At 64.6% G+C, this 12559-nt stretch carries 13 protein-coding genes; 7 read left to right on the top strand and 6 right to left on the bottom strand.

Annotation, left to right across the window (positions count from 1 at the left end):
• The first annotated feature begins 55 nt into the window (after positions 1-55).
• From B3M58_RS09205 to rhtA, 3 genes are all read left to right on the top strand, one after another.
• Positions 56-598 (top strand): exonuclease domain-containing protein, encoded by a 543-nt coding sequence (locus B3M58_RS09205; protein WP_296218517.1) that lies wholly within the window; start codon positions 56-58, stop codon positions 596-598.
• A 164-nt stretch (positions 599-762) separates the two neighbouring features.
• Positions 763-1044, top strand: coding sequence for a pyrimidine/purine nucleoside phosphorylase (locus B3M58_RS09200; RefSeq protein ID WP_296218515.1), 282 nt, complete (start codon positions 763-765; stop codon positions 1042-1044).
• Positions 1045-1113: 69 nt separating this feature from the next.
• Positions 1114-1986 (top strand): threonine/homoserine exporter RhtA, encoded by an 873-nt coding sequence (gene rhtA / locus B3M58_RS09195; RefSeq protein ID WP_296218514.1) that lies wholly within the window; start codon positions 1114-1116, stop codon positions 1984-1986.
• 90 nt (positions 1987-2076) lie between these two features.
• On the opposite strand, the gene B3M58_RS09190 is transcribed toward rhtA, so the two are convergent.
• The 3 genes from B3M58_RS09190 to B3M58_RS09180 form a co-directional block, all read right to left on the bottom strand.
• Positions 2077-3855: an ABC transporter transmembrane domain-containing protein gene (locus tag B3M58_RS09190; protein WP_296218513.1), complete on the bottom strand. Its 1779-nt coding sequence runs from the start codon at positions 3853-3855 to the stop codon at positions 2077-2079.
• A gap of 283 nt (positions 3856-4138) precedes the next feature.
• Positions 4139-4573 (bottom strand): thiol-disulfide oxidoreductase DCC family protein, encoded by a 435-nt coding sequence (locus B3M58_RS09185; protein ID WP_296218512.1) that lies wholly within the window; start codon positions 4571-4573, stop codon positions 4139-4141.
• A gap of 42 nt (positions 4574-4615) precedes the next feature.
• Positions 4616-5731 (bottom strand): ATP-NAD kinase family protein, encoded by a 1116-nt coding sequence (locus tag B3M58_RS09180; protein ID WP_296218510.1) that lies wholly within the window; start codon positions 5729-5731, stop codon positions 4616-4618.
• Positions 5732-5909: 178 nt separating this feature from the next.
• Between B3M58_RS09180 and B3M58_RS09175 the strand changes: the two genes are divergently transcribed.
• Positions 5910-6080 carry a PA1571 family protein gene (locus tag B3M58_RS09175; RefSeq protein WP_296218509.1) on the top strand — a complete coding sequence of 57 codons (171 nt, stop codon included), beginning with the start codon at positions 5910-5912 and terminating at the stop codon, positions 6078-6080.
• Positions 6081-6299: 219 nt separating this feature from the next.
• Here the strand turns inward: B3M58_RS09175 and pdxB are convergent, their stop codons facing one another.
• Positions 6300-7442 carry a 4-phosphoerythronate dehydrogenase PdxB gene (gene pdxB, locus B3M58_RS09170; RefSeq protein WP_296218508.1) on the bottom strand — a complete coding sequence of 381 codons (1143 nt, stop codon included), beginning with the start codon at positions 7440-7442 and terminating at the stop codon, positions 6300-6302.
• 148 nt (positions 7443-7590) lie between these two features.
• Between pdxB and B3M58_RS09165 the strand changes: the two genes are divergently transcribed.
• The gene (locus tag B3M58_RS09165) at positions 7591-8982 is read left to right on the top strand and encodes an MATE family efflux transporter (RefSeq protein ID WP_296218506.1); all 1392 of its coding nucleotides are present in this window, start codon (positions 7591-7593) and stop codon (positions 8980-8982) included.
• Positions 8979-10058: a DUF3080 family protein gene (locus tag B3M58_RS09160; protein WP_296218505.1), complete on the top strand. Its 1080-nt coding sequence runs from the start codon at positions 8979-8981 to the stop codon at positions 10056-10058. Before B3M58_RS09165 ends, B3M58_RS09160 begins: the two co-directional genes overlap by 4 nt.
• On the opposite strand, the gene B3M58_RS09155 is transcribed toward B3M58_RS09160, so the two are convergent.
• Positions 10019-10471 (bottom strand): gamma-glutamylcyclotransferase family protein, encoded by a 453-nt coding sequence (locus B3M58_RS09155; protein WP_296218504.1) that lies wholly within the window; start codon positions 10469-10471, stop codon positions 10019-10021. The genes B3M58_RS09160 and B3M58_RS09155 overlap by 40 nt on opposite strands.
• A complete protein-coding gene (gene tusA / locus B3M58_RS09150; protein ID WP_296218502.1) occupies positions 10471-10722 on the bottom strand; it encodes a sulfurtransferase TusA in 252 nt (83 codons plus the stop codon). Before tusA ends, B3M58_RS09155 begins: the two co-directional genes overlap by 1 nt.
• Before the next feature lie 152 nt (positions 10723-10874).
• On the opposite strand from tusA, the gene B3M58_RS09145 reads away from it, so the two are divergent.
• A complete protein-coding gene (locus B3M58_RS09145; RefSeq protein WP_296218501.1) occupies positions 10875-12425 on the top strand; it encodes an alpha/beta hydrolase in 1551 nt (516 codons plus the stop codon).
• Positions 12426-12559 lie beyond the last annotated feature (134 nt).

The following is a 12559-nucleotide window of genomic DNA, read 5'->3' as shown; positions in this document are numbered from 1 at the left end:
GGGTTTGCCGAGCCATAAAAGCCTTGCATACTGCCTCAAGCGCAACGGAGGGCCTATGGGACATTGGTTGGTAATTGATTTGGAGGCCACCACCGAAGAAGGCGGCTGGCCCCTGGAAGACATGGAAATCATCGAAATCGGCGCCAGCCTGGTGGGTGCCGACGGTCATGAAGTGGATCACTTCCAGCGTTTTGTGCGGCCGCAGCGCCGGCCATTTCTGACCAGTTTCTGCCGCGAACTCACCCATATCAGCCAAGCCGATGTCGACAGCGCGGCGCCCTTGACCAGCGTCTGGCCGCAATTCGAGCGCTGGCTGCTGACGCACCAGCCGCGACTGGTCGGTTGGGCCAGTTGGGGCGAATACGACCGCCGCCAGCTGGAGCAGGATTGGCAGCGCCATCACCTGGTCAGTTGCCTGAGCCAAGTGGCGCACCTGAACCTCAAGCGGCGCTTCGCCGAAGCCCGTCAACTGCCGCGTTCGGTAGGCCTGAACACGGCCCTGCAACTGGCCGGTTTGCAGTTCAGCGGCCAGCAACATCGTGCCCTGGTCGATGCGCGTAATACCGCCCGGCTGTTACCGCTGGTGCTGCCGCTATAAAGCCGCGCAAAGCGGATGACGCACCACAAAGGCTTGGGCATACTTGCTCGCCCTTTTTGGGGCTGTATATGCGCGAGTTGTTGGGCGCCGAACCCGTAGGGTGGGGTCATCAACATATTGTCGCTAAAGAGCCTTTCTCAACCCCATTCCCCGAGGAATCGCAGATGTTCAAGGTCAATGAATACTTCGACGGCACCGTCAAATCCATCGCCTTCGGTATGGCTGAAGGTCCGGCCACCATTGGCGTGATGGCACCGGGCGAATACGAGTTCGGCACCAGCCAGCTGGAAGTGATGCATGTCGTCGCTGGCGCCCTGAGCGTCAAACTGCCGGGCAGCGAGAACTGGGAAACCTTTAACGCCGGTAGCCAGTTCACCGTACCGGCCGACAGCAAGTTCCAGTTGAAAGTCGCCGTCGATACGGCTTATCTCTGCGAATACCGCTAAGGTTCGGCGCAGTACCAGAACCGGCCCTCGCGGCCGGTTTTGCATTTCCAGATCGCCCACGGACACCTCATGCCCCGCTCGTCTGCGCTATCCCCGGTCGTATTGCCCATCGCCTTGCTGTTGGTGGCCATGATTTCCATCCAGAGCGGTGCGTCCTTGGCCAAAGGCCTGTTCCCGCTGATCGGCGCAGCCGGCACCACCGCCCTGCGCCTGAGCCTGGCGGCGTTGATCCTGTGCCTGTTGATGCGCCCCTGGCGAGCACGCCTGAGCCTCGCGTCGAGCCGCTCACTGCTGGCCTACGGCCTGTCCCTGGGGGCGATGAACCTGCTGTTCTACCTGTCGCTGAAGACCATTCCGCTTGGCATCGCGGTGGCACTGGAGTTCACCGGCCCGCTGGCCCTGGCGCTGTTTTCCTCACGGCGGCTGCTCGATTTCGTCTGGATTGCCCTGGCGGTATTCGGGCTGTGGCTGCTGTTACCGAACCCGCAGGCCGACGTGCAACTCGACCCCGTGGGCATGGCCCTGGCCTTGGCGGCGGGCCTGTGCTGGGCGCTGTATATCGTCTTCGGGCAAAAGGCCGGCGCCGAGCATGGTTCGCATACCGTAGCGCTGGGCACTATCGTCGCCGCGCTGCTGGTCTTCCCGATTGGCTTGTCGCAGGCCGGTGGCAGCCTGTTCTCGCTGGACCTGCTGCCGATTGCCCTCGGCGTGGCGGTGCTCTCCTCGGCCCTGCCTTATAGCCTGGAAATGGTCGCACTGACCCGCCTGCCAGCGCGCACCTTCAGCATCCTGATGAGCATGGAGCCGGCCATCGCTGCCCTCTCCGGCCTGCTGTTCCTGAGCGAACGCCTGAGCCTGAGCCAATGGCTGGCCATCAGCGCGATTATCCTCGCCTCGGCCGGCGCCGCGGCCACCATCAGACCGAAAGCCAAGCCGCTTTAAGTCATCTGAGTCACGCGCTGATGGCAGAAGCTTTAGCCGCGACGGAGCAAAATCACGACCCTGATCGCGGCTAAAGCCCCTCCCACAGCCTCAATTAAACGCTTCTACCTCACTGCTGAACTGCAACTCGGCCAAGCGCGCGTACAACGGGCTACTGTTGACCAGCTCACTGTGGGGGCCGATGGCGGCCAGCTTGCCGTGTTCGATCACCGCGATGCGGTCGGCACTCTTCACCGTGGCCAGACGGTGGGCGATGACCAGGGTGGTGCGGCCTTGCATCAGACGCGGCAGCGCTTGCTGGATCAGGTGCTCGCTTTCCGCGTCCAGGGCGCTGGTGGCTTCATCGAGCAGAAGAATCGGCGCATCCACCAGCAAGGCGCGGGCAATCGCCAGACGCTGGCGCTGACCACCGGACAACCCCAGCCCGGCATCGCCCAGGTGGGTCTGGTAGCCGTCCGGCAGCTTCATGATGAATTCGTGGGCATGCGCAGCTTTGGCTGCCGCTTCGACCTCGGCCAGGCTGGCAGTGGTTTTGCCGTAGCGAATATTGTCTTCCACCGAGCCGAAGAACAGCGCCGGGGTCTGCGACACCAGGGCAAAGCTGCTGCGCAGTTCGCGCGGGTCAAGCTGCTGGATCGGCACACCGTCGATCAGGATGCGGCCCTGTTGCGGGTCGAAAAACCGTAGCAGCAGGTCGAACAGCGTCGACTTGCCCGCGCCAGACGGGCCGACCAAGGCCAGGGTTTCGCCCGGCGCGACCTGGAGGTCGATGCCGTCCACGGCGAAGCTGTCGGGCCGCGAGGGGTAGGCAAACCGCAGCCCCTGCAACTCGATACGCCCTTGCACCGGCTGCGCCAGCGTCAGGCCATCGGCCGTCGGCGGGGTAATTTCATTGCGCGCCTGCAACAGCTCGGCGATGCGCTCGGCGGCGCCGGCGGCGCGTTGCAGCTCGCCGATCACCTCGCTGAGCGTGCCGAAGGCCGAACCGACGATCAGGCTGTAGAACACGAAGGCGGCCAACTCACCGCCGGAAATCCGCCCGGCAATCACGTCCATGCCGCCGACCCAGAGCATCACCCCGACCGCGCCGAGCACCAGCACGATCACCACGGTAATCAGCCAGGCGCGCTGGGCGATGCGTTGGCGCGCAGTGTCGAAGGCGGCTTCGGCGGACAGGCCGAAACGGCGCTTGTCCTCACGTTGGTGGTTGTAAGCCTGCACCGTCTTGATCTGCCCGAGCACTTCGCCGACGTAACTGCCGACATCGGCCACGCGGTCCTGACTCAAGCGCGACAATTGACGCACGCGACGACCGAAAATCAGGATCGGCGCCACCACCAACGGCAGCGCCAGCAGCACAATGCCGCTGAGTTTCGGGTTGGTGACCACCAGCAGTACGCTGCCGCCGATCAGCATGATCGCGTTGCGCAGCGCCATCGACAGCGACGAACCAATCACCGATTGCAGCAGCGTGGTGTCGGCGGTCAGCCGCGACTGGATCTCCGAACTGCGGTTGCTTTCATAGAACCCCGGGTGCAGGTCGATCAGATGATTGAACACCCGCTTGCGGATATCCGCGACAAACCGCTCGCCAATCCACGAGACCAGGTAGAAGCGGGTAAAAGTGCCGATCGCCAGCGCCAGCACCAACACGAAAAACAGCCCGATGGACTGTTGCAGCGCTTGCGGCGACTGAGTCGCCAGGCCCTGATCGACCAGCAGCTTGATGCCCTGGCCCATGGACAAGGTGATGCCGGCGGTAAACATCAGCGCCAGCAAGGCCCCGAACACGCGACCGCGATACGGCGCAATAAAGCGCCAAGCCATGCGCAGAGCATTGCGCTGGCGGGAAGACAGAATCGAAAGCATGCGTACGGGCACCAAATCAGAGGGGTTGCGCCTGGCCAATCCGCGTAACCGACAGAGCGCCACAGCGGCCAGCGGATTAACAGGCCGTTGAAAAACGTAGGCGAGGCAGGCAAGACAAGGCAAAAACGGCCGAGGAAGCGCAGTTTACGAGCTGTAAATGAGCATTCCGAGGCCGTTTTTAACGCAGTATTGCCAACGCAGGTAGTGTTTCAACGGCCTGCTAAACGCTTGCAGCAGTAGATGGGGGCTCCACAGCACGACATCAAGCGCACGCAAGCGTCATTCAACGATGCAGAAAACGCCGGGCATGATCGGGGTCGGGCAACAGGCAACTGTCGTAGCGACCAAACAGGCGGTAGCGGTTCAGGGCGATGCGCTCATAACACCAATCGCGCAGCGGGCGCGGGCACACCCGCAACCAGGCGAAACCACGCCACGGCCAAGGTAGCTGCGCAACCACTCGCAGTACCGCAGTCGAGCGCACGAACAGCTCAGGGCCTTCTATATAGACCATGCTGTCGAAACGCTCGGTGGGCAAGCCAAACCATTCGAGGAGCGCCTGCCCCTCTGGCGACTGCACGGCGGCCAGGCGCAAACGCTGCGCGTGATCGTGGCGGATCAGAAACTTCACCCAGCCGTTGCACAGTTTGCATACCCCATCGAACAGCACCACCCGCTCACCGGGCTGGATAAAGGGAGGAAGGTGCTTGCGCGTCATAAGCCACTCCTGAGATGAAATAGTGCTACCGCCCTGCGCCGATCATTTGCCCAGCGGGTACAGCAACTCTTCCTTGTACCCCGCCCATACCCGCACCACATCGGGAAACGCATCATCCAATTGGCTATCACCGCTATCGACCAGCAGTGGCCGGCCATGCAAGGTGCCGAGTTTGCGTTTGGTCGCCACCACGCGCAGCTGATCGAGGCCCACGGCGCGCAGCACGCGCGGGCTGATCTGCTGGTTGCCGCGGCCGATGATGTGCCCCTGGCCGCCAATGGCGGTGACCAGAAGGCGCGCCGGGTGATCCGCCACCAGCGCGTACAGCTGCGCCTCATGCACATCCAGGGCGATCACCTGACCGTTCTCGATCACGTCGACGCCAAGCAAAGTGGTCTGCAAACCCAGGTTCTGCGCCAAGCCGTGCAGCGTCGAGCCGGGGCCGAAAATGTAACGCACATCCGCCTCCCAGCTGTCCTCCAGCCAGGCGGCCAGGTCGCTGAGCACCAACTCCTCAGACTCCACGCCCGCCTGCTTGACCTGCTGCACATAGCCGCCCTCTTCCGGCACGGTCAGCTCGCCATACCAACGCGCCGCCACGCGGCCCTCGCGCAGCGCCGACTCGTCCAAGTCGCGCACTTCACCACTGGCTAGACGCACCAGGCCGCCCTCGACCAGGCGCCGGGTCAATTCACCGGCGGCGCGCGGGCTGATGGCATACACCCCGGAATGGATTTTCACCCCGGCCGGAATGCCCAATACCGGCTGTCCCTCGCGCGCCACCGCGCAAATATCGCGCGCGGTGCCGTCGCCGCCGGCGAAGAGGATCAGCGCAACGCCGGCGTCCTGCAGCAGTTCAACCGCCTTGCGGGTGTCCGCCGCGCTGCTCGGGCCAGCAGCCAACTCGCCCAGCAGGCGGTAGCTAAAGCCCATTTCCGTCAACAGATCCGCGCCCATCGACCCAGCAAAGGTCAGAAACTCCAGGCGCTCCTGCACCGGCCGCAGGCACTCCAGCGCGGTCCGCGTACGCTGCGCGGCACGCGGCTCGCTGCCCAAGGCCAGCGCCTGTTCGGCCACGCCATCGCTGCCCTTGAGCCCTGCCGGGCCGCCCAGACCAGCCAGCGGATTGATGATCAAACCCAGGTGAAACCGCGACATAACCACCTCGTCAGCCCGTTGTCGATGAAGGGCCATTCCAACGCATTAATTTTTTTGGCACAGTGACTGCAACGTCACTCCTGAAACGTACTTACGACGGTTTTCCGTCACCGAGCTGTCACCGCGCGTTCATCTGGCTCTTCTAGACTGCGCGCACCACCTGATGAGGAGACAGGTAATGAACACACACAACCAACCCCGCGTTACCCCAACTCAGCCACAGCAACCGGTCGGCGGCGCGATCATCGACGCACAGGGTCGCGAGATCCCGATCACCGAGAACATGATCCAGCGCGCCTGCAACGAACTGGACAAGAACTGGGTGGCACCGGCCAACAAAAAAGGCTGAGCCCACCTGTTCGATCAACGCCCAGGCCGTGCCTGGGCGTTTCTTTTTGGCTCTGCCCCTATTACGTATCGCATGAGACGTCAGGCTTTACGGGGGCGGTCTGAGCGCGAGCGCTGCAGGCAACGCGCAGCACTGCTGAATCAAGGCAGCCTACAGAGCTCGCGGCCAAGGCCCCTCCTACCTGGCTCCCCGCAACAGCACGCCGGCCAAATGCTTTCTTCAACGCAGCGAGGCGCCCAGAGCCTTGACCATCTGCACCAGGGCCGGCGCATCGCCTTGCACCGTGACATTTAACCCGCTGATTTCGCGGCGCACCGGGTAGTGCTTGCGCAAGGCATCGAAGGCCGCCCGCCGGCTTGGCGCATCGCCGCGCAAGCTGCGGCGAAAATCCGCATCGTCGCGCCGCGGGTCGTAGACCGTCCGGCAGAGCGTGGCTAACGCCCAGGCCGGATCGGCACTCGCATCCAGACTCACCTCGGAAAGCCACGGCGCCGGCATCAACTCATCCAGGGCGATGCTCGGCGCGCAGCCCCGATACCGGCAAAACGCCTGATAGATCTGCGCCGTGCCACGCAACTTGCCGTCCAGGCTGTAACCGGCGATGTGTGGCGTGGCGATGCGGCACAGGCCGGCCAACTCGACCGCCACTTGCGGCTCGCCCTCCCAGACATCCAGCACCACGCGCAGATCCGCGCGCCGCATAAGCACCTCGCGCAGCGCCGCGTTATCCACCACCGCTCCGCGACTGGCATTGATCAGCCAGGCCCCGGGCTTGAGCCGAGCCAAGCGCGCCGCGTCGAACAGATGGTGGCTTGGGTGGGCGCCGTCGCGCTCAAGCGGCGTGTGCAGGCTGATCACATCGCACTCGGCGATGACCTCCTCCAGGCTGACGAAATCGCCGCCCTCCGCCGCCTGGCGCAGTGGGTCGCAGACCCGCACCGACCAGCCCAGCCCGCGCAATACCTCGACCAAACGCCCGCCCACCTGGCCAGCCCCGACCACGCCGTAGGTACGCGCCGGCAGCGCCGCACCCTGTTCTTCCGCCAGCAACAACAGGCTGCCCAGCACATAGTCGACCACCCCCCGCGCATTGCAGCCAGGCGCACTGGCCCAGCCGATGCCGGCGTGCTGGAGGTAATCGAGGTCGAGGTGATCGGTGCCAATGGTGCAGGTGCCGACGAAGCGCACCTGACTGCCGTCGAGCAACCCACGGTCGACCTGGGTCACCGAACGCACCAGCAGCAACTCGGCGTCGCTCAGGGCGGCGCGGTCGATGGCACGACCCGGCAAACGGCAAATCTCGCCGAAACCGGCAAAAAACTCATCGAGTAGGGGAATGTTTTCGTCCGCGACAATTCGCATGGCAGGCTCCACAAGTCAGGCGCTAATTCTAAGGCAGCTTGCCGCCTGCCGTCGCCCTCGCCCGGCAGCGCGCTATAGCGGACGCAACGGACTTTCCTGACCGAGGCGTCAAGGCGTAGACTAGGCGGTTTTCCGAGAGCGCTAGCGGATGCCTTGCCTACCTGCCGAATCCCGCCTGCAACGGGTCTTCACCGAGTTGCGCACCTTATTGATTCTGGCCACGCCGATCATCATCGCGCAACTGGCGTACACCGCCATGGGCTTCGTCGACACCGTGATGGCCGGCCGCGTCAGCCCGCATGACCTCGCGGCGGTGGCGCTCGGCAACTCGATCTGGGTGCCGGTATTTTTGCTGATGACCGGCATTCTGCTGGCCACCACGCCGAAAGTCGCTCAGCGTTTCGGTGCCGGCGAGCAAGCCAGCATTGGGCCATTGGTGCGTCAGGCGCTGTGGCTGGCGCTGGGCGTCGGTTGCAGCGCCGCGGTGATCTTATGGAACGCCGAATTCGTCTTGCACCTGATGAAGGTCGAGCCCAGCCTGATCGAACCGGCCATGGGCTACCTGCGCGCCGTGGCCTGCGGTTTCCCGGCGGTGGCGCTGTATCACGTGCTGCGCTGCTTCAGCGACGGCCTCGGGCGCACCCGCCCCAGCATGGTTCTGGGCCTGTGCGGCCTGCTGCTGAATATTCCGCTGAACTACATCTTCATCTACGGCAAGCTCGGCGTGCCGGCGATGGGCGGTGTCGGCTGCGGCTGGGCCACCGCACTGGTGATGGGTTTCATGCTGCTGGGCATGCTCTGGTGGGTGAAGTGGGCGCCCTACTACCAACCGAGCCAATTGTTCAGCCGTTTCGAGCTGCCGCAGTGGGCGGTGATCAAGCGCCTGTCGGCCGTGGGCCTGCCAATCGGCATCGCGGTGTTCGCCGAGTCGAGTATTTTCGCGGTGATTGCCCTGCTGATCGGCGGTCTCGGTGCCACCGTGGTTGCCGGTCACCAGATCGCCCTGAACTTCAGTTCGCTGGTGTTCATGATCCCCTACTCGCTGGGCATGGCCGCCACTGTGCGGGTCGGCCAGATGTTGGGCCGCGGCGACCCGCGCCAAGCCCGCTTCGCCGCGGGCGTGAGTATGGCCACCGCGCTGGTCTATGCCTGCCTGTCAGCCAGTTTGATGCTACTGCTGCGCGAGCAGATCGCGCAGATTTACACCGCCGACCCGACGGTGATCGCCCTGGCCGCTACCCTGATCGTCTATTCGGCGCTGTTTCAGTTCTCCGACGCCATTCAGGTCACCGCCGCCGGCGCGCTGCGCGGCTACCAGGACACCCGCGTGACCATGCTGCTGACCCTGTTCGCCTACTGGGGCATCGGCCTGCCGGTCGGTTACGCACTCGGCCTGTCCGACTGGCTCGGCGAGCCCAGCGGCCCGAGCGGGCTGTGGCAAGGCTTGGTGGTCGGCCTGACCTGCGCCGCGATCATGCTGGCGATTCGCCTCAGAGGTAGCGCACGGCAGCGTATCCGTACAGCTAAACTGGCGGAATGAGCGCCAGACTCCTCGCCCTTCTCGCCGCACTCCTGCTCAGCGCCTGCCGCCCGGCCGACGATGGCCTGGCGTTGCAGGCGGACTACCTGCAGCGCCTGAACAACGCCGCGCAGGGCGATGCGGTCGACACGTTCGATCACGCCCAGCTGACCCGCTACCGCTTGCCGACACGCCGCGAACGGCTCACGGCCATCCCCGAGGTGCGCATCGGCTTGCTCGACCTGTTGCTCGACATACGCCGCTGCCCAGAGGTGCAACAGCTGATCAGCCAGCGCAACAGCATCCTCGGCAAACAGTTGCTGCCCAGCAGCCGGCTGGCCTACGAAGGCGACCTGCTGCGCGCCATCGAGGCCTGTCTGCCACGCCTGCAAGCCGGCGCAGACCAGGCCTTGCAGCGCACGCTCAGCGAACTGGCCGGCGAAAAACGCGCCCAGCTGCCCGCCGTATTCTGGAATGCCCTGAATGCCAGCCCGGAAGTCGAGCGCTACCTGCGCTTTGCCGAGCAGGCGCTGCCCACCACCACGCCAGACGACAGCGCCGCACTCGATGCGCTGACGCAACTGGCGACCCTGGCCAATAGCGTGCCAGAGACGCTACCACCCACCGCCACGAAGCTCGATCCGGTGTTTTTCGCCCTGCACGCCAGCCCACAAGGCGGCCAGTTGATCACCAGCCTGGCCAGCCTCAGCCACACGTTGAACCAAGCCAGCGAGATTCTCGAGCAACGCCAACAGCGCCGCCCGGTTTGCCCCATGGGGCGAGCCACTGCGCGCGGACGTATTCTGCAGAATATCTTCATCCGCTTTTACGCCGGCGCCCTGCAGCCTTACCTGGCCCTGGTGCATCAACGCGGCCAGACGTGGAGCGCGGCGCTGCACACACTCGGCAACGCGCCACAGGCTCCGCAGGCCACGCGCGATTACCTGCTCAGCCTGGCGGGGGCGGAACACTCGTTATGGGCGCAGTTCGAACTGGCCACTGCGCGCCATGTGCGCGCCTGGCAGCAGACCTTGAAAAGTTGTGGGCTGGCGCCGGGTCAGGCCGGCTGGGACGCTAACGCGGACAACGCCGAGTAGTAACCCTCGGACAAGAACTCGCGACCGGCCAGCAGGTGCGCCAGGTAATCGCTGGCCGGCAACAGGCCCTCCTGACGAAACGCCGGGTTGGCGATGTACACCCACGCCGGCTGCACCCCCTGCGCGGTGACAATCGGCAGGCGTTCGCGGCTGTAGTAGATCGGCGTGCCCTCGAACGGGTCGAGCTTGGCGATTTCCTCCAGCGCGGCCAGCCGATAGAGCACGCCCTCGACCAGCCCATCGCGCTGGTAGCAGATGTTGGCGTAGGCATACCCAGGGCGGTCATGGGCGCGCTTGTTAAAACACAGCGCATACCCCGCTAACCGCCCCCGCATGGCCTCAAGCACATGCAGCCCGCGCGCCTGCATGCGCGCCGGGTTCATGTTCGAGCCGTAAGCAAAATACCAGCCCATCAATCGGCCTTCTTGCGAATCCAGTAGAGGTATTTGCCCGCCTCTTCCGCCTGTTCGAGCAGCTCATGCCCGAGAAACACGCAGAATTTTGGAATGTCGCGACGGGTCGAAGGATCGGTGGCGATGACCTTGAGCAGGCCGCCGGACGGCAGGTCGCGCACCTTGTTGTGCAGCATCATCACCGGCTCGGGGCAGTTCAGCCCGCTGGCGTCGAGGGTGTCATCGAGAAGGGTATCGGGGTACAGGGACATTCGGCGGGCTCCAGAAACAGGCGGCTATTCTCGCGCAAAGCTGACCCTCAGGTCACCTTCGTTGATCGGATTGACCCGACCTTGGATGGGCAGCGCAGCGCCCGCCCCTGCGGCAAGCTGCGCGGCGCCGACTATTCCAATAAGAGCCAGTCATGCGCCTTCCTCTATTACTCCTCTGCACCCTGTTGCTGAGCGGCTGCGCCGCCCGCGACCAACTGCCGGACTTCAGCGCCAGCGTCGGGCACGACTTGCCCGCCACGCATTTCCAGGCGGTGATTTATGGCCGCGACGGCACGCGCCTGTCCGCCACCGTGTTTCAACCGGCATTGAAGGCCGGTGCAACCGCGCCCGTGGTGGTGCATACCCACGGTTGGGGCGGCTGGCGAGTGACGCGGCCGAACAGCTTCTACGGCACTCAGATGATGTCCGGGCGTGCGGCATTGAAGGCCTGGCAAGCGGGTTTCTGGGTGATCAGCTACGACCAACGCGGCTGGGGCGGCAGCGCAGGGAACATCGAAATGATGAACCCCGACTACGAGGTACAGGACGCCCTGGCAGTGATCGATTGGGCTGCCGCTCACCTGCCGCGCCTGAGCATGGACGGGCCGAACGACCCGCGTGTCGGCATGCTCGGTGAAAGCTATGGCGGCGCGGTGCAGCTGCTGGCCTCGGCTGAAGACCGACGAATCGACGCCATCGTGCCAATCGCCACCTGGTTCGACCTGGCCGAAGCCATGGCCCCGGACAGCCATTTGAAAGTCGGCTGGACCGGCGTGCTGCTCGGCCTCGGTCTGTCGACCGGTTACGACCTCGGCCACTTCGCCCAACTGCCGTACCTGAAGAGCGCCGATGGCCGGATGCGCGAGGCGGTGCGCGCCGAATTGAAAGCCCACAGCCTGAGCAGTTATTGCGCCCGCGGCCAACGCCCGCAAGCCGATGCACTGCTGATCCAGGGCATGCGCGACACCTTGTTTCCGTTGAACCAGGCCCTGGCCATTCGCGATTGCCTGCAACAGGGCGAGGCGGATATTCGCCTGCTCGGCATGCAGGGTGGGCATATCCTGCCACCGCCCATGCAGCGCTGGAGCGGCCTGCCGCCGTTCAACAACGAGCCGGTGCTGCATTGCGGCGAGCGGGCGATCAACCTCTACCAGGCCATCGTCACCTGGTATGAAGACAAACTGCGCGGCCGCAACGGTGCCGCCGCGAGCATTCCCCAACTGTGCCTGAGCCTCGACCTGACGCAGGGCTTGGCCCTTGAACAGGTACCGGCCGCAGACGCACGCCTGCCCCTGCCGACTATCGCCCTGCGCCCGCTAACCAGCGGCTGGCTGACCCCGACGCGCTTCGTCGCGCTGCGCGAAGCCGACGAGGCCAGCGCCTTTATCGGCGCGCCCACACTGCACCTGCGCCGCCAGCCGGATGCCCCGGTGCTATTCGCCGCCGTTGCGGTGCAACGCCTGGATGGTCGTATCGAGGTTCTCAGCGAACAGGTCACCCCGCTGACCGGTAAAGCGAAAATCGAGCTGAATGCCGTCAGCGGCGCGCTACAAGCGGGTGAGGTGCTGGGCCTTCAACTCAGTGGTTTTAGTGGCCAGTACCTGTTTAACAGCTCCTGGCAGCTGGCGATGGAACCGCTGCAAGGCGAGATCGAACTACCGGCCTTCCTTCCCCTGCAAGCGCCAGTCGCCCAGGCGGATTAGCCTGAGCCGTGAGGCAAAGCGTGCCGGTGGACAAGGCTTCGCCATGTCCACCCTACGCTCACTGTCACTTGCCTGTGGAAAGGGCTTTAGCCGCGAGCTGTCTGCATCATCCCGCACCGTTCGCGGCTGAAGCC

It is taken from the genome of Pseudomonas sp. UBA2684 (assembly GCA_002354655.1).
In the GTDB taxonomy this organism is placed as follows: Bacteria; Pseudomonadota; Gammaproteobacteria; order Pseudomonadales; family Pseudomonadaceae; genus Aquipseudomonas.
This window is presented reverse-complemented; position numbering and strand designations above follow the sequence as displayed.

Bases quoted from the DNA above. Each gene is read 5' to 3' on its own strand.
- B3M58_RS09205 (WP_296218517.1), top strand. From the start codon at position 56: ATGGGACATTGGTTGGTAATTGATTTGGAGGCCACCACCGAAGAAGGC.
- B3M58_RS09200 (WP_296218515.1), top strand. From the start codon at position 763: ATGTTCAAGGTCAATGAATACTTCGACGGCACCGTCAAATCCATCGCC.
- rhtA (WP_296218514.1), top strand. From the start codon at position 1,114: ATGCCCCGCTCGTCTGCGCTATCCCCGGTCGTATTGCCCATCGCCTTG.
- B3M58_RS09190 (WP_296218513.1), bottom strand. From the start codon at position 3,855: ATGCTTTCGATTCTGTCTTCCCGCCAGCGCAATGCTCTGCGCATGGCT.
- B3M58_RS09185 (WP_296218512.1), bottom strand. From the start codon at position 4,573: ATGACGCGCAAGCACCTTCCTCCCTTTATCCAGCCCGGTGAGCGGGTG.
- B3M58_RS09180 (WP_296218510.1), bottom strand. From the start codon at position 5,731: ATGTCGCGGTTTCACCTGGGTTTGATCATCAATCCGCTGGCTGGTCTG.
- B3M58_RS09175 (WP_296218509.1), top strand. From the start codon at position 5,910: ATGAACACACACAACCAACCCCGCGTTACCCCAACTCAGCCACAGCAA.
- pdxB (WP_296218508.1), bottom strand. From the start codon at position 7,442: ATGCGAATTGTCGCGGACGAAAACATTCCCCTACTCGATGAGTTTTTT.
- B3M58_RS09165 (WP_296218506.1), top strand. From the start codon at position 7,591: ATGCCTTGCCTACCTGCCGAATCCCGCCTGCAACGGGTCTTCACCGAG.
- B3M58_RS09160 (WP_296218505.1), top strand. From the start codon at position 8,979: ATGAGCGCCAGACTCCTCGCCCTTCTCGCCGCACTCCTGCTCAGCGCC.
- B3M58_RS09155 (WP_296218504.1), bottom strand. From the start codon at position 10,471: ATGGGCTGGTATTTTGCTTACGGCTCGAACATGAACCCGGCGCGCATG.
- tusA (WP_296218502.1), bottom strand. From the start codon at position 10,722: ATGTCCCTGTACCCCGATACCCTTCTCGATGACACCCTCGACGCCAGC.
- B3M58_RS09145 (WP_296218501.1), top strand. From the start codon at position 10,875: ATGCGCCTTCCTCTATTACTCCTCTGCACCCTGTTGCTGAGCGGCTGC.